Here is a 26,135-nt window from a genome sequence, read left to right as displayed (position 1 = left end):
TCTTTCGTGCACGGAACCGGATGATGCGCATCACCCCGCCCCTGCTGGTGCTCGCCGCCAGTCTACTCTCTGCCCCCGTGGCGATGGCGTTGAACGAGTACGGCATCGAAGGCATGGGCGTGGTCTCGACCCGCGCCGACGAAGGCCGCGCCACGATCAGCGCCGATGGCCAGCGCATCGTCTTCGCCCGCCGCGGCGAGGCCGGCTGGGGCCTGTGGCACGCGCGCGTGGTGGACGGTCGCTGGCAGCAGGCACAGGTACTGCCGGTCGGCGTGGCCGGTGGAGCCCGCGATCCCTACTTCAGCCGTGACGGCCGCTGGCTGCTGTTCGCGGCCGGTCGCGAGGGCGCGCTGGCGCTGTACCGCGCTGCGCTGGCCACCGATGGCCGGCTGGGCCCGGCGCAGCCGCTGGCCGGTGACGGCGGGCGCCGGGAAGAGCGCGGGCCGGCCCTGAGCGCGGATGGCAAGCAGCTGTTGTTTGCCCGCCAGCAAGGCCATGGCGCCGGCTGGGATCTGTTCGTAGCGACGCTGGATGCGCAGGGCGTGCGTGGCCCGGCCACCGCACTGAGCGCGTTGAACAGCGCCGACGACGAGACCGACGGCGACTGGCTGGGCCATGACGGCGCCGTGGTGTTCAGCCGCGGCCACGGCAGTACCGCGCAGGTCTGGAGCAGCGGCTGTGCGTGGAGCGGTGTGGCGCTGCAGCCGCTGGGGCTGTCGTTCAACCAGGCCGGCGGCTGGACCGGCGCGCCGGTGATCGACAACGCCAAGCCCGGCGAGATGATGGTGGCCAGCAGCGCGGCGAAGGCGCCGCGCGCCGGTGGCGTGGACGTGTACCGGTTGGCGGTGCCGAGGGTGGCGGCGGTGGCCGGGTGCGTGCGGTAGATCCACGCCATGCGTGGATGGCGCCCGCGAAGGGGTCAGAGCCCTTTCCTGCGGAAAGGGATCCGACCCCGGGGATTGCCCGTCAGCGCGACAGCACCTTGGCGCGCAACTGCTCGTACTCCATCTCGCTCAACTGGCCGTTGTCCTTGCGCTGGTTCAACGCGGCCAGCTCGGCCTGCACGCTATCCGGCAGGGCCTGCTCACGGGCCACGTGGCGGGCGGCGGAAAGCTGCTCCGGCGGGCGCTTGCCAGCCCGCCAGGCAGCGATGAAGACACCGACGATGATGGCACCGAACACCAGCGTACCGGTGCCCCAGATCAGCCATTGCATCCATCCCAGTTCGGGTCCCATCGCGCAGTCCTCCGTCTATCGTGGCGCTATTGTCAGCGCTCGCGCAGCCATCGCGCCACCTGCGGCGCGAAATAGGTCAGCACGCCATCGGCACCGGCCCGCTTGAAGCCCAGCAGCGACTCCAGCACGCAGGCACGCTCGTCCAGCCAGCCGTTGGCGAAGGCGGCCTTCATCATCGCGTACTCGCCACTGACCTGGTAGGCGAAGGTCGGCACGCCGAACGTCTCCTTCACCCGGCGCACCAGGTCCAGGTACGGCATGCCCGGCTTGACCATCACCATGTCGGCGCCCTCTTCCAGGTCCAGCGCGATCTCGCGCAGGGCCTCGTCGCCGTTGGCCGGGTCCATCTGGTAGGTCTTCTTGTCGGCCTTGCCGAGGCTGGACGCGCTGCCCACCGCATCACGGAACGGGCCGTAGAACGCCGAAGCGTACTTGGCCGAGTAGGCCATGATGCGCACGTTGATGTGGTTGTCGGCATCCAGCGCACGGCGGATCGCGCCGATGCGGCCGTCCATCATGTCCGACGGCGAGACGATGTCCGCACCGGCCTCGGCGTGCGACACCGACTGCTTGACCAGCGCTTCCACGGTGATGTCGTTCAGCACATAGCCCTTGTCGTCGATGATGCCGTCCTGGCCGTGGGTGGTGTACGGGTCCAGCGCCACGTCGGTCATCACGCCCAGTTCCGGGAAGCGCGACTTCAATGCGCGGATCGCACGCTGCGCCAGGCCGTCCTCGGCCCACGCCGCCGACGCGTCCAGCGACTTCAGCGACGGGTCGATCACCGGGAACAGGTCGATTGCCGGAATGCCCAGCTCCAGCGCCTCTTCGGCCACCTTCAGCAGCTCTTCGATCGACAGCCGCTCCACGCCCGGCATCGACGGCACTGCGGTGCGGCCTGCCAGTTCGTGCACGAACACCGGGTAGATCAGGTCGTCGGTGGTCAGCGTGTTCTCGCGCATCAGGCGGCGCGAGAACTCGTCGTGGCGCATGCGGCGCGGGCGGTAAAGCGGATGGGACATGGCAGGCTCCGAGGAGTGGCTATTGCAACAGGTAACCCTGCGGCAGCAGGGGTTCGGGCAAGGGGCGTTCGCCGAGCGCGTCGAGCTGGTCGATCTCGATCGTGCGCACCAGCGCGTCCAGCGGCAGGTCGTTCGGCTCCAGGCCGAACGGGTCTTCCATTTCTTCGCCCAGCTGGTCCAGGCCGAAGAAGGCGTAGGCCAGCACCGCCGACAGCACCGGCGTACCCCAGCCCAGCGAACTGGCCAGGCCGAACGGCAGCAGCACGCAGAACATCCACGCGCAGCGATGCAGCAGCAGGGTGTAGGCGAACGGCAGCGGCGTGGTGAGGATGCGCTCGCAGCCGGCCTGGATCGACGACATCACGTGCAGGCGCTCCTCCAGCTGGGTGTAGAGGATCGGATCGAGCTCGCCGGCGCGCAGCGCCTGGGCCAGCTCGGCAGCGATCATCGACAGCAATGCATCCGGCACGTTCTCGCGCTGGCCCAGCTGCTCGCGTTGCGGCTTGTCCAGCCATGGCAAGGCGGCCAGGGCCACGATGCGCCCACGCAGGCGCGCGGCCAACGCATGGGCGAACGCGGTGGTGAGGTACGCGATGCGGCGACGGCGGCCGGCGTCATCGGCCAGCAGCAGGTGCACCTGGCGGGCCAGCGAACGCGATTCGTAGACCAGCTGGCCCCACAGCTTGCGGCCTTCCCACCAGCGGTCATAGCAGGCGCTGTTGCGGAAGCTGAGGAAGATCGACAGGACCAGGCCGAGCAGGGTGAACGGCGTGACCGACACGCGTTCGATGCCGGTCGGCGGGGCCAGTTCCACCACGGCCGCCACGGCAATGGACAGGATCAGGATGGCCAGCACCTTCGGCGCGATCGCTTTGACGATGGAGCCGCGCAGGATATACAGCAGTTGCCAGCCGTGGGGACGGGGTCGGATGATCATCGGGCAGCCGCGCCAGGCGCGGAATCACAGGCACGCGGGAGGCTCGCGCAGCCGCTCATTGTACGCCCCTGCCCGGCCGGCAGCCGCGTACCTGCGACGCCCTGTCGCACCCGGCGCCGGGACTCAGATCACGCCGCCGCCCAGACCCAGGCGCAGGATGCCGACCACCACCACGATGCCGTTCAGCACCAGTCCGGCCCAGGCCCGGCCGCGCTTGGTCGGATGGGTAAACAGGATGCCCAGCGCGGCGATCACCGCGCCGACGGCGGCGAACGGGATCAGGAACCAGTTGCCCCAGCCAAGCAGCGGAATCAGCGCCAGGATCATCCACAACAGCGCCAGTACGCCCCACAACAGACTGATCACGCCCATTCCGCTCTCCCGCAGTTGGTTCGGTCTGTCCACCATAGTCGTTCCCGCAGTCGCCGCCTACTGCCGTTGGCGGGGCTGTCACCAGGCGCGTGCTAGCGTGCTGCCGTGGGTGCCCTGGCCCGGGTGTTGGCGCCGATTCAGAGTGGCCCGCCGATGATCGCAACCAGTCCTACAGGGGTCGTGCCATGAACATCCGTTGGGCCGCGCTGGCGGCCATCCTGCTGGTCGCCGCCGGTTGTGCCAGCACCTCCAAGGTCATGCTGGGGCGCGCCCGCGCGCCGATCGATCCGGCACTGGTGCAGATCTATTCCACGCCACCGGCCGGCTCGCAGGAAATCGCCCAGCTGGAATCGGCATCTGCCGTGGGCTTCGGCACGCAGGGCCAGACCGATGCCGCGGTGGCACGCCTGAAGCGTGAAGCGGCGGCACTGGGCGCCAATGGCGTGGTGCTGATGGGCGTGGGCAGCAGCGGTTCGCCGGTCGGCATGTCGGTGGGTGCCGGCACCTTCGGCTCGCATGTGGGTGGTGGCGTCGGCATCGGTATTCCGACCACGCAGAAGCGCGCCGCCGGCGTGGCGATCTGGGTACCCAATCCGGAACCGCCGGCACGGTTGCCGACCCAGGTGATCACCCCGCAACCGCAGCGGTGACCGACGCGGACAACCGCAGGTAGTGCCGGCCGCTGGCCGGCAACCTCAGGAATGCTTCCTGCCCCAAGGGAATGCCGGCCAGCGGCCGGCACTACCCCCTGCACAACCAACGCATAGCTCTGGTGGGCGCCAACCTTGGTTGGCACGGGCCCGCAGCGCCGACCAAGGCCGGCATCTACCGACACCGTTTGCCGGCCAGCGGCCGGCACTACCGGATGGCGTTCAGCGCTTGTACTTCGGCACGAATACCTTGTTCACCGCGTCGGCCAGCTGGTCCGGCGGCAGCAGGCCCTGGTCGAGCAGGAAGTTGTTGAACGCCAGGCGGTCGAACTTCGCACCCAGTGCCAGCTCGGTCTGCATGCGCAGTTCGAGGATGCGGGTGTAGCCATAGAAGTAGCTGCCCGCCTGGCCCGGCATGCGCACCATGTAGCGGTCCAGTTCCTGGGTGGCCATCGCCTTGGACAGGCCGACCTGCTCCATCAGCACGCGCTCGCCGTTGGCGCGGTCGGTCAGGCCGAGGTTGAGCATCGGGTCAAGCATTGCGCGTGCGGCCCGCAGCAGGCGGAACTGCAGGGCGATCATCTGCCCGTCCAGCGGCTCGTACGGCACCATCTCGGCCTCGGCATACAGCGCCCAGCCTTCCACGTTCACCGAATTGAACGCGAACATGGTGCGTGCCAGCGAGACACCACGCTCGACCATCGCGGTGAACTGCAGCTCGTGACCGGGGCGGCCTTCATGCGCGCTCAGCGTCCACGCCGCCGCACCGAAGTTGAAATCGTCGTACTGTGCGCCCGGGCCCGCCGCCGGGTTGCCCAGCGGCAGCACGAAGGTGCCCTGCTGCCCGGTGTTGTTGACCAGTGGCGCCGGCAGGAAATGCGGGGCCGGGCTGGCCGCGCTCTCGGCGGCCGAACCCAGGCGCATCTGCATGGCGCGCTTGGGCACGTCGACGATGGCATGCTCGCGGATCAGCGGATCGATCGCATCGATCACCTTGCGGTAGTGGCCTTCCAGATGGTCGTCGGCGATCTTGTCGGCCTTCAGCGCGCGGATCACCGCCACCGGGTCACTCGGGTCGGCCACCTTCAGGCCCTTGTCCTTCACCACCAGCGGCGCCAGCTGCTGCATCGCCGAGCGGGTTTCCATGAACTCCAGCTGCGCGCGCTGCATCAGCAGCTTCGGGTCGATATCGATGCCGACCTGCTTGAGCTGGTAGGCGTACAGCGGCGCCGGCAGGCGCGCATCGGTGCGTGCCTTCGGCAGCACGTCCTTGCGGGTCCAGGCGGCGTAGTCCTTCATCTGCCCGGCCAGGGCCTTCATTGCCTCATCGGCGCCGGTGATCTGGTACTTCTTCAGCAGCGACTCGATGCCGGTGATGTAGGTCTCGACGTTGTCCAGCGACTGCTGCACTTCGATCTTCGTCGGCTGCAGCAGGCTGCCGTCCTTCAAGCGCTCTTCGTAACGCTGGCGGGCCAGCGTGGTGAACGCGGTGCCACCTGGCTGCAGCCCGGCGTAGGCCTTGAGGCGGTCGATCGCCTTGGCCCGGCGCTCGGCCGGCACCTGGTCGGACAGCAGCAGGTTGAGGCCGCTGAAGATGGTCTGCGGCGCGTCACTCCACGGCAGCAGGTACTTCTCGTTGAGCTCACTGCCTTCGATGTTCTGGTTGGCGGCGTGGATCATGATCTCCAGGTCCTGGCGGACGTTGGGATCCTGCTCGGTGGCCAGCTTGGCTTTCAGTTCATCGCGGGCCTTGGCCATCGCGGCACGGTAGCGCTTGCCGTTGTCCGCGCCGAGGTCGGCCACCTTGTCGTCATAGCCGGGCACGCCGAAGAAGCCGGTTTCTTCCGGCTGGAACGGACCCTGCGCATCGAGCAGGATCTGCGCCAGTGCGTTGCTGCGGGTCACCCAGGTCGGGCTGGCCGGAATAGCGGCCTTGGCGGCGGGTGCCGCCAGCGCCGGCGGTGCGGACATCAGCGGGGCGGCAGTCAGGGCCAGGGCAATGGCCAACGCGATCGGCTTCATGGTGCACTCCAGGACAGGGTTGCCCGCACCCTACGCGCTCAGCGCGGCGGCGACAATCGGCCGGAGGTCACAACGCCGCGGCCAGCGGGCATTCGCCGCGTTCGCGGCAGGCCTGCAGCTCGCATTCCTGCGCAGCCTCGTCATCATCCAGCGCGGTCAGGTCGAACGTCTGCTTGTTCTCGCCCAGCACATACATCACCGGATAGTCCCAGACGTCGTCGCTGCGGGTGCCCTTCACGAACAGCCGGCCGTGCGCGCGCGGGCCTTCCAGGGCCACGGTCAGGCCGACGTCGCGCTGGCCATTGATCGCGGTCTGCATGCTGCCCAGCGGCATCGACTCGGCACGCAGCGGCTCGCCGAAGGCTTCCACCAGTTCGATGCTGCATCCGGCGCGGCGCATCGCCTCGCGCATCGGCGGGCTCTCGCGTGCCGCCTCACTCCAGCGCAGCACGCTCCAGGCCACCACGCCACCGGCACCGGCCAACACCAGCAGCACGGCCAGCGGCATCGCCCAGCGCCAGTGACGGGACCACCAGCCGGCAGGCTTCGGGCCATGGGTGGGAATCGGCGGCGGCAGTGTCATCGGCGGGCTCCTTCCCGTTTGTGCATCAGGGCTTCAGGCAGCGTCCCAGGAAGGCTTCGGCCACACGGTAGCGATGCAGGGCATCGGCGCCGGACAGGCCATGCTTGGCACCCGGATAGGTCATCAGCTCGAACGGCTGGCCGCGCTTCTGCAGCGCGCTCATCAGGCTGGTCGAATTGGTGAACAGCACGTTGTCGTCCGCCATGCCGTGGATCAGCAGCAACGGCGAACGCAGGCCCTCGATATGGGTCAGCACGCGCGCTTCGCGGTACCCCGCTTCGTTGCGCGCCGGCAGGTCCATGTAGCGTTCGGTGTAGTGGCTGTCATACAGGCCCCAATCGGTGACCGGTGCACCTGCCACGCCACAGGCGTACTGGTTCGATGCCTTGGCCAGCAGCATCAGGGTCATGTAACCGCCGTTGGACCAGCCCTGCACGCCGATGCGCGCCGGGTCCACCCACGGCTGCTGCTTCAGCCAGGCCACGCCGCGCAGCTGGTCGGTCACTTCCACCGTGCCCTGCTTGCCGTACAGCGCGCCACCGAAGTCACGGCCGCGGCGCGGGGTGCCACGGTTGTCCAGCGAGAACACCACGTAGCCCTGCTGGGCCAGGTACTGGTTGAACAGATGGTCGCCACGGCCGGGCCAGCTGTCGGTGACGGTCTGGCTGGCCGGGCCGCCGTAGACGTACACCGCCACCGGGTAGCGCCTGGACGGATCGAAGCCGGCCGGTTTGATCAGGCTGTAGTTCAGCGGGGTCTTGCCGTCGGCAGCCATCAACGTGCCGAACTCGACCGGGCGCTGCGCATCGCGGTAGCGCGCATAGGGGTGCTTGGGATCGGCCAGATCGTTCTCGACCAGCGTGGCGATCCTCTCGCCGTTGGCGCGGAACAGTTCGATCTGCGGCGGCGTGGTGCTGTTGGACCAGCTGTCCACGTAGACGCTGGCATTGCGGGCGAAGCTGGCGCTGTGCATGCCCGGCGCCTTCGACAGGCGCTGCGGCTCACCGCCCTGCAGCGACACCGCATAGATCTGGCTTTCGCGCGAGGTCTCGATGCCAGCACGGAAGTAGGCCTTGCCGGCCGTCTCATCCACCGCCAGCAATTCGTCCACCGGCCAGTTGCCGTGGGTCAGCGCGGTGGTCTTGCCCTTGCTGTCGATGCGGTACAGGTGCTGGAAGCCGGTGCGCTCGGACGACCACAGCACGCTGCCATCTTCAAGGAAGCGCAGGCTGTTGTGCAGCGGCACCCAGGTCGGGCTGGTCTCGTGGGCGAGCACGCGCTGGCGGTTGGAGTCGAGCGCCACTTCGACCAGCTCCAGCTGCTTCTGGTCACGCGACTGGCGCTGGAAACTCAGGTGCTGCGCATCGCGCCAATCGACGCGGGCCAGGTAGATGTCCTGTTCCTTGCCCAGGTCGATCCAGCGCGGCTGCGCATCGGCGGCCGGTGCGATCACGCCCAGCTGCACGCGCACGTTGGCGTCGCCGGCAGCCGGGTAACGCTGTTCGATCACATCGGTGCGGTCGGCGTAGACCTCGTAGCGCTTCTGCACTGGCACCGGTGCCTCGTCGATGCGGGCAAAGGCAATGGCCGAGTCATCCGGCGCCCACCAGTAACCGGTATGGCGATCCATTTCCTCGTCGGCGACGAACTCGGCCACGCCGTTGCCGATGGTGGTGCCGCCGTCGCGGGTCAGCTGCAGCTGCTTGCCACTGGCCAGATCGATCACCCACAGGTTGCGGCCGCGGATGAAGCTGACGAAACCGCCCTTGGGCGACAGCTTGGCGTCGGTGGCGAAGCCTTCACCATGGGTCAGCTGGCGCACGGCCGCCTGGCCCCGCTGCGTGAGGTCGTACAGGTAGAGTTCGCCGCCCAACGGGAACAGCAGTCGCTGCGCGTCCGGCGACCACTGGTAATCGACGATGCCGGTCATCGCGGCGATGCGCTGGCGCTCGCGTCGGGCCTTTTCCTCATCGCTGAGGGTCTCGGTACCGGGCAGCACCACCTTGGAATCAACCAGCAGGCGGGTCTGGCCGCTGCCGATGTCGTAGGTCCACAGGTCCAGCTGGTTGCGGTCGCTGTCCTTGCCGCGCAGGAAGCTGACCTGCGACCCGTCCGGCGCCACCTTGGGCTTCATCAGGGTCGGGCCGGACAGCGGCAGCGGGCCGGTGATGGCTTCCAGGGTCAGCTTTTCGGCGTGGGCGGCGGTACTGGTGGCGAGCATGAGGGCAAGCGAAGCGAACAGGTGGCGCATGGAGGATCCCGGCAAACGGCAGGTCCGCCTCCACGCGTGGCGCGGGACGGTCGTCCTTCCATCCTAACCAAGCCCGTGCGGGAAGGCAGCATGACCTTCTGCCCATAAGCAGTGCGGACGAGTGCCGACCAACGGTCGGCACCCACCTTCAGATGCCGGGGTCAACGCTGGCCGAACAGGTGCTTGCGCTCCTCGTCGCTGAGCGGCTTGCCGGCGTTCGGGTTCACCTGCTGGCGCAGCGCATAGGCGCGCTGGGTGGCCGGGCGCGCAGCGATGGCCTCGTGCCAGCGCTTGAGGTTCGGGAAGGCAGCGAAGTCCACCGGCAGCGTGTCGTAGGCGCCGATCCACGGGTAGCTGGCCATGTCGGCGATGGTGTACTCGTTGCCGGCCAGGAAGGCATGCTCGGCCAGGCGCTTGTCCATCACGCCGTGCAGGCGGCGCACTTCGTTGTCATAGCGCTCGATCGCATACGGGATCTTTTCCGGGGCATACACATTGAAATGCCCCATCTGGCCGCTCATCGGTCCCAGGCCGGCCATCTGCCAGAACAGCCACTCCAGGGTGGTGACGCGGCCGCGTGGGTCGGTGGGCAGGAAGCGGCCGGTCTTCTCGGCCAGGTACAGCAGGATCGCACCGGACTCGAACACGCTCTGCGGGGCACCGCCATCGGCCGGGGCGTGGTCGACGATGGCCGGCATCTTGTTGTTGGGCGAAATGGCGAGGAATTCCGGCTTGAACTGGTCGCCCGAGCCGATGTTGACCGGGTGGATGCGGTACTCCAGGCCGGTTTCCTCCAACAGCAGGGTCACTTTATGGCCGTTCGGGGTGGGCCAGTAATACAGGTCGATCATGGCGTCGGCTCGGGGGTGCGGAAAGGAACCTGAAGTCTAGTGCGTGAGTTGGGTTGGCACCGTCATGGCGGGCCGGTAACCTCGCCTCTCCCCCGCAACGCAGCATCCCCCGCATGAGTGCAAACCGCCCGCCGCTCTCCCCGTTGTCCACGCTGATCTTCGCCTCGCGCTGGCTGCAGCTGCCGCTGTACCTGGGCCTGATCGTGGCCCAGTGCGTCTACGTGTTCCTGTTCGGCAAGGAACTGTGGCACCTGATCTCGCATTCGGTGTCGATGGGGGAGCAGCAGATCATGCTGATCGTGCTGGGCCTGATCGACGTGGTGATGATCTCCAACCTGCTGGTGATGGTGATCGTCGGCGGCTACGAAACCTTCGTCTCGCGCCTGCGCCTGGAAGGCCACCCGGACCAGCCGGAATGGCTGAGCCACGTCAATGCCAGCGTGCTGAAGGTGAAGCTGGCGATGGCGATCATCGGCATCTCCTCGATCCACCTGCTGAAGACCTTCATCGCCAGCGGTGCGCTGGGCGGTATTCCGCTGTGCACGCCGGAGCAGATGAGCGTGGCCGCGGCCAACATCGGTGTCGCCCGCTGCTCGATGCTGACCCAGGACGGCGTGCTGTGGCAGACCATCATCCACTGCGTGTTCATCCTGTCGGCGATCGGCATCGCCTGGACCGACAAGCTGATGTCCAACGGCCACAGCAAGTCGCACGACAAGGCGCACGACCACTGAGGACGGCGCCGGCAACGGCACGGCCGCCGTTGCTCATCCCGGCCACTGCCCTTGTACGCGGCGGTGGCCGGGATGCTAGATTGCACCCTCGCCGTTGCCGGCGGTGGCGTCGGGAAACGTCACCCTGCCGCGCCCGGACCGCAGGTCCCGGCCATGCATATCAATGATTTACGTCACGTCGTCTTCTAGAGGGGAGCAGGATGTCGCACGTCTCAACGATCACCGCCGCGCGCCGGTGGCTGCCGGTTGCCCTGGCACTGGCGCTGGCCGCCTGCTCGGGCAAGGAAGAAACCGCTGCACCGGCCCCGGCCGCCGCACCCAGCGCTGCTGCACCGGCCGCACCGGTGGTCGCCGCCAAGGTGCAGTCGATGGGCACCGAGCAGCTGCGTGAGTCAGCCAGCCAGGCCCTGCGCGAGAACCGCATGTACGCGCCGGCCGGCGACAACGCCATCGAGTACTACCTCGCCCTGCGCGACAAGACGCCGGACGACGCCTCGGTGAAGAGCGCACTGACCGATCTGCTGCCGTACACCCTGATCGCCGCCGAACAGCACCTGGGCCGCGAGGACTACACCGAAGCGCAGCGCCTGGTGGCGCTGATCGAGAAGGTGGATGCGTCCGCTCCGGCCCTGCCACGCCTGAAGGACGGCCTGGCCAAGGGCGTTCAGAACGCGGCCAAGCGCACCGAGGCCGAAGCCGAGAAGGCGAAAAAGGACGCCGAGGACCGCAGCAAGCAGCAGACCGAACAGCAGCGCCTGGCCGAGCAGCGTGCCAAGGAAGCCGACGCGGCCAAGCAGATCGCGGCCCAGCAGGACGCCGCCCGCCGCGACAACGAGCGCCAGGAAGCTGAGCGCCAGGCTGCGGCCCGCCGCGAAGCCGAGCAGAAGCAGCAGCAGGCTGCCGCCCAGCAGGCCACCGCCGCACGCCAGGCTGCAGCTCCGGCGGCCGCTGCGGCGCCGAACCTGCGCCCGGTCAGCACCCCGGCGCCGCGCTATCCGTCCGAGGCGCTGCGTGCAGGCACCTCCGGCGAAGTGCTGGTGGAAATCACCGTCGGCACCGATGGCTCGGTGACCAACGCCCGTGTGCTGCGCGCAACGCCGTCGCGCGTCTTCGATCGCGAGGCCATGAACGCGGTCAAGCGCTGGCGCTTCGAGCCGGTCAGCGCACCGGTCACCACCCGCCGCACCCTGGTGTTCGCCCCGGGCGGCAGCTGACCACGAAAAGGGGTCGGAGGGGATTAAGTCGTTTCCGCCCCGCAATGACGACACGGCCCGGCATGTCCGGGCCGTGTTCGTTTCAGGAGAGGCTGTCGATCAGGCGTTGCAGTGCCGGATCACGCGCGGCCAGCACCTGGAACAGGCCCAGCGCATGCAGGCCCGGCAGCAGCGCACGCAGGTCGGCTTCGGCGGTGGCGCGGGTGGCGTCATCGCTGGCGGGGTCCTGCCAGTCACGGACGCTGGCGAGGAAGGCGCCGACGCTGCCCTTGCGCACGGTGAGACCGTCTACCTGCACCTCGTTCTGATGGTCGGGAAGGATGTCCTGGGGCTGCATGGGTGATGCTCCTGTGGGATCGGGAGCCCAGTGTGCCGCCCAGCCAGCGGCACTTCTGCCGTATAACTGCCAGTGGATATGGCAGATCAGACATCACCCGCGTTGATTGACCCCGCTTTGGCGAACGCCGAAGGCGATCCCCTCGTCATGGCCTCCCAGCTGCGGGTGCCGGGACGGCGCCGCACCGCACGCCACCAGCACGTGCGCGGCCAATTGCTGGGTGCCCACCACGGCCTGCTGCGGATCGAGGCCGGCGATCTGCACTGGTTGCTGCCGGCGGGGCATGTTGCCTGGATTCCGCCCTTGCTGCCCCACGCCCTGCTAGGGGCAGAGGCATTCGATGGCTGGAGCCTCTACTTCAACGCCGAAGCCTGTCTGGACCTGCCCGCCGTGCCGCGCATTTTCCAGCCGAACGTGCTGTTGCAGGCCGCGATGATGCGCGCACTGAGTTGGCCACATCAGGCGCTGGACGCCGCGCAGGTACGCCTGGCCGGCGTGATCGCCGATGAGATCGCCGCCAGCACGCCTTTGCCGCTTGCCTTGCCACAACCGCAGGATCGACGGCTGCGGCGGATCGCGGCGGCGCTGGCACGGTCGCCGGACGACCTGCGCAGCGTCGAAGCGTGGGCAGCCGCCAACGGACTGTCCAGCCGCAGCCTCGCCCGCCGGTGGCAGGCCGAAACAGGCATGACCCTGGGCCATTGGCGGCAGCGCCTGCGCGTGCTGCTGTCGCTGCCACGCCTGCTGGCCGGCGAGCCGGTGATCAACGTCGCCCTGTCGATGGGCTACGACACCCCGAGCGCGTTCATCACCGTGTTCAAGCGCGAGATGGGGGTGACGCCCGCGCGGTACGCAAAAGGGGACGGAGGGAATTAAGTCGCTTTTGACTCTTCCGACACGGCATCGCGGTGTTGCCTGATGTTCGGCTTCGCGGCCGCAATGACAGGCTTAAATCCCGTCCAGTCTCCCGATCCGATGCCCCGACAAGCGCGCCTGATGCTGGCAGGCCAGGCCTATCACGTGATCCAGCGCGGTGTGAACAAGGGCGCGATCTTCGTCGACGACATCGACCGCCAACTGTTCCTGCATCTGTTGCACAGCGCATTCCTCAAGCACCACGTCGCATTGCATGCCTACGTGCTGATGGGAAACCACGTTCACCTGTTGGCCACGCCCTCCACACAGCAGGGTCTGGCTGGTGCAATGCGCATGCAGGGCAACAACTACGTGCAGGCCTTCAACCAGCGGCACGGGCGCAGTGGACCTCTGTGGCAGGGCCGCTTCCATTCCTCAATGATCGACAGCGATGCGTATCTTCTCAGCGTATACCGCTATATCGAACGCAATCCCGTCCGTGCAGGAATTGCTGTCAGCGCTGAAGATCACCCATGGTCCAGCGTGCATGGCAACCTTCAACGACGCGATGATCCGATGTTGACGCAACATCCCGCGTTCAAGGCACTGGCAGCGACCGGTCTGAAAAGGGCGACGTTGTATGCCGAATTCCTGCGCGATGTGAATGCGTCCGCCGACGTACCCGCGATCCGCAACCACAGCGCCAGACAACGCCCGATGGGGAACGATGCATTCCTGCGGATGGTGGAGCAGACGTTGGGGCGCCCGGTGGAGATGCGCGGACGAGGACGCCCGCGCAAGGAGGGGACGGGAGAGGCAAAAACGACTTAATCCCCTCCGTCCCCTTTTTGGGTCAGCCAGAGATGGCCAGGCGCTCGTTGTGGTAGCGGCGCACGGCGGCGAACCACAGCACGGCGGCCAGGCCGAGGCTGGCGCCGAGGTAGATCGCCCAGACTGCCGGGGTGATGATCTCGTGGCGGATCACCTTCAGCAGCATCTGGTTCTGCGACAGGAACGGCACGGCGTACTGCCACATCTCGCTCTTCAGCGGATAGGCCACCAGTGCGTAGCCGGGCAGCATCGGCAGCAGCATCAGCCAGGTCATGTGGCTCTGCGCTTCCTTCATGCTCTTGGCCGCGGCCGACAGGAAGGTCAGCAGCGAGGTGCCGATCAGCAGCATCGGCAGCATCACCAGCAGCATCTGCAGCATCGAGCCGACGTTCATGTTGAACTGGCGGCCGATGTTGCCGGGCGCGATCTGCGCGCTCACCTTGAACGCGACCAGGGTCAGCAGCAGCGACACGAAACCGACCACGCAGGCGGCGGCGATCTTGCCGCTGACGATCGCGCTGCGCGAGCCCGGCGTGGCCAGCAGTGGCTCCAGCGACTGCCGCTCGCGCTCGCCGGCGGTGGCATCCATGACCAGGTAGGCGCCACCGATGAAGGAGGTCAGCGTCAGCAGTACCGGCAGCAGCATCGACAGGATCATGCCGCGCTTGGCCTCGGCACTGGCCAGGTCCTGGCGCGCCACGTCCAGCGGGCGTGCCACCTGCGCGTCGATGCCGCGTGCCATCAGGCGCAAGGCACCGACCTGGCCGTTGTAAGTGGCCAGCGCCGCCTCCAGGCGTGCACTGGGTACTTCGGCCGCGCGACGCGTGCTGTCCTTGATCACCTCCACCAGCGCCGGCTTGCCCTCGGCCCAGTCCCTGCCGAAGTCATCGCTGATGCGCAGCGCCACATCGATGTCCTGGGTGCGGATGGCCTCGGCCAGGTCCTTCGGTGCCGGTGCGGCATTGAGGCCCTGCGCGGCGAGGAAGCGCACCAGGTTCGGCGCGTTCTCGGCGCCGATGGTCGGGATCTGCAACGGCTCTTCGATCTGGGTACGCACCCGGCTCTCGGCCAGCTTGCCCATGCCCAGCAGCAGCACCGGGTACAGCAGCGGCCCGAACAGCAGGGTCAGCAGCAGCGTGCGGCGGTCACGCGACAGGTCGCGCAGTTCCTTGCGCATCACCGTCATCAGGGTCGACATCATGCTCATGCGTGCAGGCCCTCTTCGCTGCCGATCAGTTTCACGAACGCATCTTCCAGGTTGGCTTCGCCGGCCTGCGCACGCAGCTCGTCGGCGCTGCCGGCAGCCATCACCGTGCCCTTGGCGATGATCACGATGTGGTCACACAACGCCCCCACCTCCTGCATGATGTGGCTGGACAGAATCACGCAGCGCCCCTCTTCGCGCAGGCCCAGCAGGAAGCGGCGCAGTGCGCGCGTGGTCATCACGTCCAGGCCATTGGTCGGTTCATCCAGGATGACGTTGCGCGGGTCGTGCACCAGCGCGCGGGCAATCGCGGTCTTGGTGCGCTGGCCCTGCGAGAAGCCATCGGTCTGCCGGTCGAGGATGTCACCCATGTCCAGCGCGTGCGACAACACCTCGATGCGTTCGCGGATGCGCTCGGCCGACAGGCCGTGCAGTTCGCCGAAGTAGGCGATGTTCTCGCGCGCGGTCAGGCGCTTGTAGACGCCACGCGCATCGGGCAGCACGCCGAGGTGGCGACGTACCTCCACCGGATTGCGCGCCGCATCGATGCCATCGACAGTGATGCTGCCCTGGTCGGGCGTCATCAGTGTGTAGAGCATGCGCATGGTGGTGGTCTTGCCGGCACCGTTGGGGCCGAGCAGGCCGGTGATCTGCCCATCCCGGGCGCGGAAGCCGACGTTGGCGACCGCCTGGATGCGGCCCGTGCGGGTGTCGAAGGCCTTGTGCAGGTTGTCGGCGACGATCATGGTTCCCATCCGTTGAACGAGGTGAACGCCGGCACGTAGCTCAGCGTGTCCAGGCAGCCGGCATCCAGCGCCTTGGCATCGGTCTTGTCGATGAACTGTCCGAGCAGGCGCGGCATGCAGCCGGCGGTCAACGTGCCATGGCCCTGGCCACGGGCGACCAGCGCACGGCCGTTGGGCAGGCCCTTGAGCACCTGTGCGGCGTAGCGCGGTGGCGTCACCGGGTCCAGCTCACCGGACAGCAGCAGTGCCGGCACGTCGCTGCGCAGCGGCACGGCATCGGTTGCCGGCGCCGGACGGTGCGGCCACGCCGGGCAGGCCGCGAAGAACGCACTGGCCACCTCGTTGCCGAACAGCCGCTCGGGATCCTCGGCCGGCGCGTGGTAGCGCGGCGCATCCTCGCTGCAGATCACCGACCACTGCATGCCGCGGTTGATCTGGAAATCCATGCTGCGGTTCGCGCCGCGCGCCAGCGATGCCAACGGGGCATAGCGCCCGTGTGCGGCTTCATCCAGCACCAGTGGCAGCAGCGAGGAATACTGCGGCACGTAGGAGAAGGCGAAGGCAAGGCCGACCACGCTGTCCGGCGTCAGGACATCCTGCCGGGGTGCGTTGGTACCCGGGTCGCGATACTCGACCGAGACCGGTGCACGGCGCAGGGTGTCGACCACGCTGCGCAGCTGCGCGCGGGTATCGGTCGGGAAACGCTTGCTGCACGCGGCATCCTTGCGGCACTGCGCCGACTGCAGGGCGATCGCATCCTCGAAGGTGGTTGCGAAGTCGCCACCGACCACCAGCTCGTTCGGTACCACGCCATCGATGACGATGCTGCGGGTGTGCTGCGGGTAGGCCCCGGCATAGCGCTGGGCCACGCGGGTACCGTAGGAGCCGCCAACCAGGTTGAGCTGGTCCACACCGAGCGCCGCACGCACCGCATCCAGATCGGCGATCGCCTCGGTGGTGGTGTAGAAGCGCGCATCGGCACGCCCCTGCAGCGATGCGGCACAGCGCTGGGCGTAGTCGCGCAGCGATGCCTCGGAAGGCGCGGCTTCCTCGTCCAACTGCAGCGGCTTGCCGTCCGCGCCCAGGCAGCTGAGCGGGTTGGAGCCGCCGGTGCCGCGCTGGTCGATCAGGAACACGTCGCGCTGCTTGCGCACCTGGCGCAGTGCAGTATCGACGATGACCGCCACCTCGCTGGCCGCCTGGCCGGGGCCGCCGGCCAGGAAGAACACCGGGTCGGGCTGGCTGGCGCCGCTGCTGCCCGATTCCAGCCAGGCAATGCGCAGGCCGATCCGGCGGCCATCGGGCTGGGCCCGGTCCTCCGGCACCTGCAGGGTGGCGCACTGCGCCTCCACGTTGGCGCTGGCGCCTTCGGTGGACAGCGTGCAGGGCTGGAAGTCGATCGTGCCGAAGCGGCGGCTGGGTGCATCGCTGGCGCTTCCGGCGTCGGCCGGCGCCGGCTGGCTGCACCCGGCAAGCATCAGGCTGGCCAGCATCCCGGCCAGCGCGAGGTGGTGTCTTTGCATCGTGCTCGTTTCCCCTGGAGGACGTTCCTGTCGACCACGACGGGCTGCCGCGGAAGATGTGACCCAACTTACACGGGCAGCGTGCCGACGGCGATGGGCAATGACGAATCCGCCGCCAACGGCGCGCAGACCAGGCGGTCCCGCCCCTCGGCCTGGGCCGGCACAGGGCGGCATCGGCGGCGGCCCGCAACGCCCCATGGGCCAGTGCCCCGGCCCGACGGCGATGCGGGGTCTGAAAACGGCGAGCACTGCCGCCGGCGCACGCGCAGAATCCGCCGCAGACCCAGGAGACGCCCATGCACACGTGGTACCTCAGTGGCATCGACCATCGCCCCTTCCTGCACCTGTTCGAGATGAGCGACAGTGCGCTCGCCGCGCTCGGCATCCAGCGTCGCTGGGCCGGCGCCAACGGCGGACATCCCTGCCGGATCAGCCTGAGCGATCCCGCGCCTGGCAGCGAGCTGCTCCTGCTGTCCCACGTCCACCTGCCGCTGCATTCGCCGTATCACGCCGCCGGCCCGATCTTCGTGCAGCGCGGCGTGAGCCGTTGCGTCCTGCCGCCGGGCGAGGTGCCCCCGTATGTGCAGCGCCGGATGATTTCGATGCGTGCCTATGACCACACCGCGCTGATGTACGGTGCCCAGGTCTGTGCGGGCACCGAGGTGGCCGGCCATCTGGATGCACTGTTTGCCGACCCGTCGGTGGCGTTCGTCCAGCTGCACAACGCGGCGCATGGCTGTTTCTCGTGCCAGGCAGATCGGGTGGGTACCGAGACTGCGTAGCGTGATCTCCATGACGTGATCGATGCCACGCCGATCACGTGACATCCAGCGCATCCGTTCAGCCCTGCGTGAAGCCTGCGGGAAGGGCTTCACATGCGCAGTCACGGATCGGCACTTCGATGGTTCCGTCGCCTGCATCGCGACTCGATACTCGCCGTGGTGCCGCCGGAAGTCCGCCGCGCAGCGCAGCTCCTGCGGTCACCGTTCCCTTTCGACGACCACAAGGATGCGCCATGTCATTCCGATCCACACCGCTGCTGCTGGCCACCTCGTTCGTTGCTGCGGGCCTGTGCCTGGCCGGCAACGCGTTCGCCCACGGCACCATGACCACGCCGGTCAGCCGCGTCTACGCCTGTTTCCAGGGCAACCCCGAGAACCCGACCAACCCGGCCTGTGCCGCGGCCAAGGCCATCGGCGGTTCGCAGGCGTTCTACGACTGGAACGGCATCAACCAGGCCAATGCCAACGGCAACCACCAGGCCGTGGTACCCGACGGCAAGCTGTGCAGCGGCAACAACCCGACCTTCCGCGGCTTGGACGTGAACCGCAGTGACTGGCAGACCACGCCGATCCAGCCCGATGCCAATGGCAGGTTCACCTTCGTGTTCAAGGCGACCGCGCCGCACGCCACCCGTGACTGGCGCTTCTTCGTCACCCGCGAAGGCTGGCAGCCGGGCAGCCCGCTGCGCTGGGCCGACCTGCAGGAGTTCTGCACGCTGGGCAATACACCGTTGTCGGCCGATGGCACCTACAAGCTGCAATGCACGTTGCCGCAGCGCACCGGCCAGCATGTGATCTACAACACCTGGCAGCGCTCGGATTCGACCGAGGCGTTCTATACCTGCATGGACGTGCGCTTCCAGGGCGGCGGAGGGACCGCACCGGCACCGCAATGGCAGGACGCCGGCCCGGTCACCGCGCGCGGCGAGCTGCCGGTCGGCACCACGTTGGCGCTGCGCGTGTTCAATGCCAACGGCAACGATGTCGAACGCGTGGAAGCCACGCTGGCCAGCGGCCAGACCGCCCCCGCACAGTGGCCGCTGGCACTCGCCCGCAAGGTCAATGCCAGTGCCCAGCACGCGCGCGTGGGCGTGCTTGCCGATGGCGTGATCACGCCGGCCGCCTCGGCCACCGACAACCGGGTGTACCTGAAGGACGGCAACCGCTTCCAGCTCGATACCCAGGTGCCCGACACGGGCACGCCGTCGCCGGGCGGTGATTTCGACCACGTGTACCCTGCGGGCATTGGCAGCTACATCCCCGGCCAGACCGTGGTGAAGGGTGCCGACGGCAAGCTGTACGCGTGCCGCCCGTTCCCGGAAGGTGCGTGGTGCAACGTCAATGCCGAGGCATATCGCCCCGGTGTGGGCAGTGCATGGCGCGATGCTTGGGTGCCCTACTGACCCGTTGTAGAAGGCGGTGCGGATCGCGCCGCCTTCTGCCTGGGCCGCAGTGCTTTGAGCAGCGTGCTGCAGATCAGGCACGACAGCCACTGAAATCAAACTTGTCCGGTATTTCCGGCCTGTCTGCATGTGAAGACTCCATGGGGTTTCCCCACACCTCGCAAGGGAATCTCTGCATGCACCTGTCCCATCAGGCAGTCCTCGCACTGTCCGTCGTTGACGGACTGGCCGACCACGCCGATCCGCGCCGACGCGCGCGGCCGATACACCTTCGAGTTCCATGCCCCGGCCCCGCATGCCACCCGCGAGTGGAAGTTCTATGTCACCCGTGAGGGCCGGCAGCCGGGCAGCCCGCTGCACTGGGCCGACCTGCAGGAGTTCTGCACCCTGGGCAACGTGCCGGTGGATGGCAAGACCTACAAGCTGGATTGCCCTCTGCCCAAGCGCCGCCGCCGCAGTGGCAGGATGCCGGTCCAGTCACCGCCCGCGGTGCGCTGGAGACAGGCACCACGCTGACCCTGCGCGTGTTCAATGCCAACGGCAACGATCTGGAGCGCCCGGAAGTGACTCTGGCCGCCGGCCAGACCGCTCCGGCGCAGTGGCCGATGGTGCTGGCCCGCAAGGTCAAGGGCTGCGGCCAGCACGCCCGCATCGGTGTGATGAAGAATGGTGTGATCACGCCGGTGGCGTCCGCCATCGAGAACCGCGTGTACCTGAAACCGGGCAACCGCTTTGAACTGGAAACCCGGATTCCGGGCCCGGTCGATCCGGTCGATCCGCCGGGTGGCGATTTCGACTTCGTGTATCCGACCGGCCTCGGCAGCTACACGCCGGGCGAGACCGTGGTAAAGGGCACCGACGGCAAGCCGTATGCCTGCCGCCCGTTCCCGGACGGTGCGTGGTGCAACATCAATGCCGACGCCTATCGCGCGGGCACCGGCTCTGCCTGGCGTGATGCCTGGATCGCGTGCTGAGGCCGGGCACCGGGGGCGGCGTGGGGTCGCCTCCGGTTTCCAGGGTTGCCGGCCAGTGCGATTGCCGGCCAGCGGCCGGCACTACCGGGTTCGTGCGGTTGCCGGCCAGCGGCCGGCACCACCCAGGCCTATTTGCTGCTGACGTACTTCTCGCGGCGGATCTGCGGGTTGCCCAGGCCGGCGGCCTTCAGCAGCTCGGCGCAGGCATCGACCATGTCCGGGTTGCCGCACAGGTAGGCGATGTCGGTGGCCGGGTCCGGCGTGAAGCCGGCCAGCGCCTGCTGCACGTAGCCGTGCTGTACGTCCGGGTGCGGTTCGGCCGGCAGTTCGCGCGACAGGCACGGAACATAACGGAAGTTCGGATGCTTTTCGGCGAAGCTGTAGAAGTCCTCGCTGTACAGCAGCTCGCCGGGGCTGCGCGCGCCCTGCAGCAGCACGATCTGCACACCGCGTTCGGCCATGGCCTTTTCCAGCAGCGGCAGCATGGAACGGTACGGGGTAACGCCGGTACCGGTGGCGATCAGCAGGTAACGGGCGTTGTGGTCACCGGGATTCAGGCAGAACCGGCCATAGGGGCCGGACGCACTGATCTGGCTGCCCTGCTCCAGTGCCTCGAACAGGGCCGTGGCAGCGCCACCAGGCACGAAACTGACCGCGATATCCACCGCCTCGCCCGGGCCCAGCGCATGGTCGTGGATGGTCGCTAGCGAGTAGCTGCGCTTGGTTTCGGTGCCGTCGGCGTAGCTGAAATGGACCTGGATGAACTGGCCGGGCTGGAAATCCAGCGGCTGCCCATCGTCACGCACGAACTGGTAGTGGCCGACGGTCGGGGCCAGCATGCGGCAGCCGACCAGCTTGAGGGGGAATTGAACAGGCACGACTTTTCGGGACAGTGTGTAGCCGGGGCAAGCCCTCGGGGTCTTCTATAATAGCCCCTCCCCGCCCCTCTCCAGCGCCAGCCCATGGGCGCGAAGGCTTCGAGCTTGGCATCCCAGAACGATACGGCGCCCGCCCTGCGCGTGCGCGACCTGCGCAAGACCTATGACAACGGCACCCAGGCCCTGAAGGGCGTTTCCCTGGAAGTGGCCCCGGGCGACTTCTTCGCCCTGCTCGGCCCCAACGGGGCCGGCAAGTCGACCCTGATCGGCATCATCAGCTCCCTGGTCAACCTCAGCGAGGGCCAGGTGGAGGTGTTCGGCAGCGACCTGGTGCGCAACCGCAGCGCCACCATGCGCCTGATCGGGCTGGTGCCGCAGGAAATCAACTTCAACCTGTTCGAGAAGCCCTTCGACATCCTGGTGAACTACGCCGGCTTCTACGGCGTGCCACGCGAGGAAGCCGAAAAGCGCGCCGAGGAAGAGCTGAAGCGCGCACACCTGTGGGAAAAGGCGCAGGTGATGAGCCGCACGCTGTCCGGCGGCATGAAGCGCCGGCTGATGATCGCCCGCGCGATGATGACCCGCCCGCGGCTGCTGATCCTGGACGAACCCACCGCCGGCGTGGACATCGAGATCCGCCGCGACATGTGGCGCGTGCTGAAGGAGATCAACGGTGCCGGCACCACGATCATCCTCACCACCCACTACCTGGAAGAGGCCGAGTACCTGTGCCGCCACCTGGCGATCATCAACCATGGCCAGATCGTCGAGCAGGGGCCGATGCGCACCCTGCTGGCCAAGCTGGACGTGGAAGGCTTCCTGCTGGACATCGACGGTGACCTGCCGGCGCAGCTGCCGGTGATCGAGGGCGCGACGCTGACCGCGCCGGACCCGCACACGCTGGACATCGACATGCCACGCGCGATGGACCTCAACCGCGTGTTCGCCACGCTCAATGAGTCCGGTATCCGCGTGCGTTCGATGCGTACCAAGAGCAACCGCCTGGAGGAGCTGTTCGTGCGCCTCACCGGCAACATGGAGAAGCCCGCATGAGCACCACCGAGCTGACCGACGGCCAGCGCAACCGCATCGCGCTGATGACCATCGTGCGCCGCGAAGTCGCCCGCATCATGCGCATCTGGGGCCAGACCCTGGTGCCGCCGGCGATCACCATGACCCTGTACTTCCTGATCTTCGGCAACCTGATCGGGTCGCGCGTGGGTGACATGGGTGGCTACACCTACATGCAGTTCATCGTGCCGGGCCTGGTGATGATGAGCGTGATCCAGAACAGCTACGGCAACATCAGTTCCTCGTTCTTCGGTGCCAAGTTCGGCCGCCACGTCGAAGAACTGCTGGTCAGCCCGATGCCGAACTGGGTGATCCTGTGGGGCTATGTGGCCGGCGCGGTGCTGCGCGGCCTGATGGTGGGCGTGATCGTGCTGATCATCGCGATGTTCTTCACCCCGGTGCGCATCCCGCACCCGCTGGTGATGCTGACCACGGTGATCCTGGGCGCGACGATCTTCTCGCTGGCCGGCTTCATCAACGCGGTGTACGCCAAGAAGTTCGATGACGTGGCGATCGTGCCGACCTTCATCCTGACCCCGCTGACCTACCTGGGTGGCGTGTTCTATTCGGTGAAGCTGCTGCCGGGCTGGGCCGAAGCGGCCACGCACGCGAACCCGATCTTCTACATGGTCAACGCGTTCCGCTATGGCCTGCTGGGCAGCAGCGATGTGCCGCTGCCGGTAGCCTACGGCCTGATGATCGGTTTCGTGGTGGTGCTGACGGCGCTGGCGCTGTGGCTGCTGCGCCGTGGCGTGGGCATGCGCAGCTGAGACCTGCGTGGTAGTGCCGGCCGCTGGCCGGCGACACTGGATCCACGCCATGCGTGAATGCAGCAGCCTGTAGAGCCGAGCCTATGCTCGGCTCTTTTTTTGCCTGCAATCTCCGGCACAATCGCAGTTCTGATTCCCCCAGAAAACGGTGAACGTGCAATGCGCATCCTGATCCTCGGCGCCGGCGGTACCGGCGGTTACTTCGGTGGCCGCCTGGCCCAGGCCGGCGCGGACGTGACCTTCCTCGTGCGCCCCGCGCGCGCCGCGCAGCTGGACCATGATGGCCTGGTCATCCGCAGCCCACTGGGTGATGCGCGCTTCCCGGTTCAGCACGTCACTGCTGATGCACTGCCCGCACTGGCCGCGCAGAAGCCCTTCGACCTGATCATCCTCAGCTGCAAGGCCTACGACCTGGACAGTTCGATCGATGCCATCGCCCCGGCAGTCGGCGCGAACACCACCGTGCTGCCGATCCTCAATGGCCTGCACCACTACAACACACTGGATCTGCGCTTTGGCCGCGACGCGGTACTCGGCGGCCTGTGCTTCATCAGCGCCACCAAGGCGCCCGATGGCGCGGTGCTGCATCTGGGCAAGCCGGCCAAGCTCACCTTCGGCGAGCGCGACGGCGGCGCGATCTCCGCGCGCGTGCGCGCCTTCGCTGCGGTCTGCGCGAAGGCCAACCTTGACCACCTGGCCAGCGAACGCATCGGCCAGGAACAGTGGATCAAGTACACCTTCCTGACCGCGCTGGCCGCGGCCACCTGCCTGCTGCGCGCGGATATCGGCACCATCGTCGCCACCGACGATGGCGAGGCGATCGTACGTGGCCTTTACGACGAGTGCCTGGCCGTCGCCGAAGCCGCCGGTGAACCGGTTCCGGAGGCAGCGCAGGACACCGCGCGCGGCACGCTGACCCAGGCCGGCTCGTCGCTGAAGGCCTCGATGCTGCGCGATCTGGAGGCCGGCCAGCAGGTGGAGGCCGAACAGATTGTCGGCGACATGCTGGCGCGTGCGCGAACGGCCGATCAGGAGGCCCTGCTGCTGCAGGTTGCCTACAGCAGCCTGCAGGCCTACCAGGCACTGCGGGTCGCGTGACTCCCGCATTGCAGGCCAGCCCGTTGCCCGCGCGGGTACTGATTCTCGGGCTGGGCTGGAGCGGACGCGTGCTGGCCGCGCAGCTGCAGGCGCGGGGCGTAGCCGTGTCCGGCACGGTGCGCGACCCGTCTGCGGCACCGCACGATGGCCTGCTGCGACACCCGCTTCGAGCTGACACCGCACCGTCACCTGCCCTGCTCGAAGAGATCGCGCAGGCCGATGCCGTGCTGTGCAGCGTGCCGCCGGATGCTGAAGGGGACCCGGCACTGCGCCTGCTGCTGCCCGCGCTGCAGGCCAGCCCGGCATTGCGCTGGGTCGGCTATCTGTCGTCGACCTCGGTGTATGCCGACCGCGCCGGCGGTTGGATCGACGAGCGCAGTGCGGCCGACGCCACTGAAACGGCTGGCGTGCAGCGCCTGCTCGCGGAAGCACAGTGGCGTGCACTGGCCGGACAACGTGGCATCGCCTCAGCGGTGTTCCGCCTGCCCGGCCTGTACGGGCCGGGTCGCAATGCGCTGGTGCAGTTGGCGCAGGGGCGTGCACGCCACGTGGTTCGCCCGGGCCAGGTGTTCAACCGGCTGCACGTGCAGGATCTGGCCGCGGTGATCATCGCGGCGATGCAGCGACCGGTAGCGCAGGGGATGTACCTGCCCAGCGACGACGAGCCTGCACCGCCGCAGGACGTGCTGGCCTTCGCCGCGAAGCTGGGCGGGTTTGCGATGCCACCTGCCGTGGCATGGGACGACCCTGCACTCAGCCCGACGCTACGCCGCTTCTACGAGAGCAACAAGCGCATCGACAGCCGTGGCACGCGTGAAGCGCTGGCGTGGCAGCCGCGCTTCCCCAGCTACCGTGAGGGCCTGCGCGACCTGCTCCGGTAGTGCCGGCCGCTGGCCGGCACCATGGTTGATTGCCGGCCAGCGGCCGGCACTACCATCAACCCGCGTCGGGCAGGCGGAAGAACGCGCGGGCGGCCGCCGTGGCATTGGCCGCAGTCACTGCAACGTCCTCGCCACGGTCACGTGCCAGCTCTTCCACGATGTGCGACAGGAACATCGGCTCGTTGCGCCGGTCCTTCGGCATCGGCTTCAGCGTGCGCGGCAGCAGGTACGGCGCGTCGGTCTCGATCATCAGGCGGTTGGCCGGGATGTTCTTCACCAGTTCGCGCAGGTGCGCGCCACGGCGTTCGTCGCAAAGCCAACCGGTGATACCGATGTACCAGTCCTGATCCAGGTAATCGAACAGCTCATCGCGTTCGCCGGTGAAGCAATGCACCACCGCCGGGCCGATGCGACCTTCGAAATTCTTCATCTGTGCCATGAAGTCGGCATGCGCATCACGCTGGTGCAGGAACAGCGGCTTGCCATTGTCCGCGGCCAGCTGCAGCTGGCGCTCGAACGCACGGTGCTGGGCCGGGCGCGGTGAGAAGTCACGGAAGTAGTCCAGCCCGCACTCTCCCACCGCCACCACTTCCGGATGGGCGTGCAGCGCGCGCATCTCGGCATCGCATTCCTCGGTGTATTCCACCGCGTGGTGCGGGTGCACGCCGGCGGTGGCGTACAGGGAACCGGGGTGCTGCTGGGCCAGCTGCACCGCCAACGGCGAATGCTCGCGGCTGGCGCCGGTGATGACCATCTGCACCACGCCGGCCTGCCGCGCGCGGTCCAGCACGGCATCGCGGTCGCGGTCGAAGGAGTCGTGGGTCAGGTTGGCGCCGATATCGATCAGGTGCATGGTCATCGCGGGGGAAAAGTACCCGCGCATTGTACCTGCGCCCGCCGTGCCCCCTTA

General features: G+C 67.8%; 26 protein-coding genes and 1 pseudogene. 13 read left to right on the top strand and 14 right to left on the bottom strand.

Features of this window, described 5'->3' with window-relative positions; genetic code table 11:
* Positions 1-20: 20 nt before the first annotated feature.
* Complete coding sequence (locus KXV01_RS04255) at positions 21-884, top strand: PD40 domain-containing protein (protein ID WP_049414397.1); 864 nt, start codon at positions 21-23, stop codon at positions 882-884.
* Between the two features lie 82 nt (positions 885-966).
* On the opposite strand, the gene KXV01_RS04250 is transcribed toward KXV01_RS04255, so the two are convergent.
* From KXV01_RS04250 to KXV01_RS04235, 4 genes are all read right to left on the bottom strand, one after another.
* Positions 967-1,236 carry a hypothetical protein gene (locus KXV01_RS04250; protein WP_005411545.1) on the bottom strand — a complete coding sequence of 90 codons (270 nt, stop codon included), beginning with the start codon at positions 1,234-1,236 and terminating at the stop codon, positions 967-969.
* Positions 1,237-1,268: 32 nt separating this feature from the next.
* On the bottom strand, positions 1,269-2,258 hold the full coding sequence (gene hemB / locus KXV01_RS04245) for a porphobilinogen synthase (RefSeq protein WP_049414398.1): 990 nt from the start codon (positions 2,256-2,258) through the stop codon (positions 1,269-1,271).
* Positions 2,259-2,277: 19 nt separating this feature from the next.
* Complete coding sequence (locus KXV01_RS04240; protein ID WP_164283055.1) at positions 2,278-3,195, bottom strand: bestrophin; 918 nt, start codon at positions 3,193-3,195, stop codon at positions 2,278-2,280.
* 123 nt (positions 3,196-3,318) lie between these two features.
* Positions 3,319-3,567, bottom strand: coding sequence for a hypothetical protein (locus KXV01_RS04235; protein ID WP_005420185.1), 249 nt, complete (start codon positions 3,565-3,567; stop codon positions 3,319-3,321).
* A gap of 185 nt (positions 3,568-3,752) precedes the next feature.
* On the opposite strand from KXV01_RS04235, the gene KXV01_RS04230 reads away from it, so the two are divergent.
* On the top strand, positions 3,753-4,217 hold the full coding sequence (locus tag KXV01_RS04230; RefSeq protein WP_049439393.1) for a hypothetical protein: 465 nt from the start codon (positions 3,753-3,755) through the stop codon (positions 4,215-4,217).
* Positions 4,218-4,439: 222 nt separating this feature from the next.
* On the opposite strand, the gene KXV01_RS04225 is transcribed toward KXV01_RS04230, so the two are convergent.
* The 4 genes from KXV01_RS04225 to KXV01_RS04210 all read right to left on the bottom strand — a co-directional run bounded on the left by KXV01_RS04225 (position 4,440) and on the right by KXV01_RS04210 (position 9,924).
* Positions 4,440-6,239, bottom strand: coding sequence for a DUF885 domain-containing protein (locus KXV01_RS04225; protein WP_263467524.1), 1,800 nt, complete (start codon positions 6,237-6,239; stop codon positions 4,440-4,442).
* Between the two features lie 67 nt (positions 6,240-6,306).
* Entirely contained in the window at positions 6,307-6,822 is a 516-nt protein-coding gene (locus tag KXV01_RS04220) for a cytochrome c oxidase assembly factor Coa1 family protein (protein WP_049414402.1), read from the bottom strand.
* Between the two features lie 25 nt (positions 6,823-6,847).
* Positions 6,848-9,073: a S9 family peptidase gene (locus KXV01_RS04215; RefSeq protein WP_263467523.1), complete on the bottom strand. Its 2,226-nt coding sequence runs from the start codon at positions 9,071-9,073 to the stop codon at positions 6,848-6,850.
* Between the two features lie 161 nt (positions 9,074-9,234).
* Positions 9,235-9,924: a glutathione binding-like protein gene (locus KXV01_RS04210; protein ID WP_263467522.1), complete on the bottom strand. Its 690-nt coding sequence runs from the start codon at positions 9,922-9,924 to the stop codon at positions 9,235-9,237.
* A gap of 113 nt (positions 9,925-10,037) precedes the next feature.
* Here KXV01_RS04210 and KXV01_RS04205 point away from each other — a divergent pair, with 113 nt between their 5' ends.
* Both KXV01_RS04205 and KXV01_RS04200 read left to right on the top strand, forming a co-directional pair.
* On the top strand, positions 10,038-10,658 hold the full coding sequence (locus tag KXV01_RS04205) for a TIGR00645 family protein (RefSeq protein WP_049414405.1): 621 nt from the start codon (positions 10,038-10,040) through the stop codon (positions 10,656-10,658).
* Positions 10,659-10,858: 200 nt separating this feature from the next.
* Positions 10,859-11,872: an energy transducer TonB gene (locus tag KXV01_RS04200; protein ID WP_049414406.1), complete on the top strand. Its 1,014-nt coding sequence runs from the start codon at positions 10,859-10,861 to the stop codon at positions 11,870-11,872.
* Positions 11,873-11,954: 82 nt separating this feature from the next.
* Here KXV01_RS04200 and KXV01_RS04195 read toward each other — a convergent pair whose 3' ends face one another.
* Entirely contained in the window at positions 11,955-12,209 is a 255-nt protein-coding gene (locus KXV01_RS04195; protein ID WP_049414407.1) for a hypothetical protein, read from the bottom strand.
* A gap of 78 nt (positions 12,210-12,287) precedes the next feature.
* On the opposite strand from KXV01_RS04195, the gene KXV01_RS04190 reads away from it, so the two are divergent.
* Together KXV01_RS04190 and KXV01_RS04185 are read left to right on the top strand one after the other, a co-directional pair.
* Positions 12,288-13,085 carry a helix-turn-helix transcriptional regulator gene (locus KXV01_RS04190; protein WP_262256502.1) on the top strand — a complete coding sequence of 266 codons (798 nt, stop codon included), beginning with the start codon at positions 12,288-12,290 and terminating at the stop codon, positions 13,083-13,085.
* 99 nt (positions 13,086-13,184) lie between these two features.
* Positions 13,185-13,895, top strand: coding sequence for a transposase (locus tag KXV01_RS04185; protein WP_049439403.1), 711 nt, complete (start codon positions 13,185-13,187; stop codon positions 13,893-13,895).
* Positions 13,896-13,917: 22 nt separating this feature from the next.
* On the opposite strand, the gene KXV01_RS04180 is transcribed toward KXV01_RS04185, so the two are convergent.
* The 3 genes from KXV01_RS04180 to KXV01_RS04170 are packed head-to-tail and all read right to left on the bottom strand — an operon-like array spanning position 13,918 to position 17,368.
* Complete coding sequence (locus tag KXV01_RS04180) at positions 13,918-15,102, bottom strand: ABC transporter permease (RefSeq protein WP_049414410.1); 1,185 nt, start codon at positions 15,100-15,102, stop codon at positions 13,918-13,920.
* Positions 15,099-15,845 (bottom strand): ATP-binding cassette domain-containing protein, encoded by a 747-nt coding sequence (locus tag KXV01_RS04175; protein WP_049414411.1) that lies wholly within the window; start codon positions 15,843-15,845, stop codon positions 15,099-15,101. The genes KXV01_RS04180 and KXV01_RS04175 overlap by 4 nt, the downstream gene beginning before the upstream one ends.
* Positions 15,842-17,368, bottom strand: coding sequence for an alpha/beta hydrolase (locus KXV01_RS04170; RefSeq protein ID WP_111096723.1), 1,527 nt, complete (start codon positions 17,366-17,368; stop codon positions 15,842-15,844). Before KXV01_RS04170 ends, KXV01_RS04175 begins: the two co-directional genes overlap by 4 nt.
* A gap of 296 nt (positions 17,369-17,664) precedes the next feature.
* Here KXV01_RS04170 and KXV01_RS04165 point away from each other — a divergent pair, with 296 nt between their 5' ends.
* From KXV01_RS04165 to KXV01_RS04155, 3 genes and pseudogenes are all read left to right on the top strand, one after another.
* Entirely contained in the window at positions 17,665-18,150 is a 486-nt protein-coding gene (locus KXV01_RS04165) for a DUF1203 domain-containing protein (protein ID WP_111096724.1), read from the top strand.
* A gap of 233 nt (positions 18,151-18,383) precedes the next feature.
* Complete coding sequence (locus KXV01_RS04160) at positions 18,384-19,553, top strand: lytic polysaccharide monooxygenase (RefSeq protein WP_263467521.1); 1,170 nt, start codon at positions 18,384-18,386, stop codon at positions 19,551-19,553.
* A gap of 219 nt (positions 19,554-19,772) precedes the next feature.
* Positions 19,773-20,527 (top strand): annotated as a pseudogene (locus KXV01_RS04155) (lytic polysaccharide monooxygenase); the annotation flags it as partial.
* Between the two features lie 128 nt (positions 20,528-20,655).
* Here KXV01_RS04155 and KXV01_RS04150 read toward each other — a convergent pair.
* A complete protein-coding gene (locus KXV01_RS04150) occupies positions 20,656-21,405 on the bottom strand; it encodes a ferredoxin--NADP reductase (protein ID WP_080352897.1) in 750 nt (249 codons plus the stop codon).
* 84 nt (positions 21,406-21,489) lie between these two features.
* Between KXV01_RS04150 and KXV01_RS04145 the strand changes: the two genes are divergently transcribed.
* From KXV01_RS04145 to KXV01_RS04130, 4 genes are all read left to right on the top strand, one after another.
* Complete coding sequence (locus tag KXV01_RS04145; RefSeq protein ID WP_049413227.1) at positions 21,490-22,458, top strand: ABC transporter ATP-binding protein; 969 nt, start codon at positions 21,490-21,492, stop codon at positions 22,456-22,458.
* Positions 22,455-23,246, top strand: a complete 792-nt coding sequence (locus KXV01_RS04140; protein WP_005411568.1) for an ABC transporter permease — start codon at positions 22,455-22,457, stop codon at positions 23,244-23,246. Before KXV01_RS04145 ends, KXV01_RS04140 begins: the two co-directional genes overlap by 4 nt.
* Before the next feature lie 159 nt (positions 23,247-23,405).
* Entirely contained in the window at positions 23,406-24,344 is a 939-nt protein-coding gene (panE, locus tag KXV01_RS04135) for a 2-dehydropantoate 2-reductase (RefSeq protein WP_111190467.1), read from the top strand.
* Positions 24,341-25,225 (top strand): NAD-dependent epimerase/dehydratase family protein, encoded by an 885-nt coding sequence (locus KXV01_RS04130; RefSeq protein ID WP_049413222.1) that lies wholly within the window; start codon positions 24,341-24,343, stop codon positions 25,223-25,225. Before panE ends, KXV01_RS04130 begins: the two co-directional genes overlap by 4 nt.
* A 55-nt stretch (positions 25,226-25,280) precedes the next feature.
* On the opposite strand, the gene KXV01_RS04125 is transcribed toward KXV01_RS04130, so the two are convergent.
* Positions 25,281-26,078 (bottom strand): TatD family hydrolase, encoded by a 798-nt coding sequence (locus KXV01_RS04125; RefSeq protein WP_263467520.1) that lies wholly within the window; start codon positions 26,076-26,078, stop codon positions 25,281-25,283.
* Positions 26,079-26,135 lie beyond the last annotated feature (57 nt).

The sequence above is a fragment of the Stenotrophomonas sp. Ps181 genome, assembly GCF_025697425.1.
Taxonomy (GTDB): Bacteria; Pseudomonadota; Gammaproteobacteria; order Xanthomonadales; family Xanthomonadaceae; genus Stenotrophomonas; species Stenotrophomonas sepilia.
This window is presented reverse-complemented; position numbering and strand designations above follow the sequence as displayed.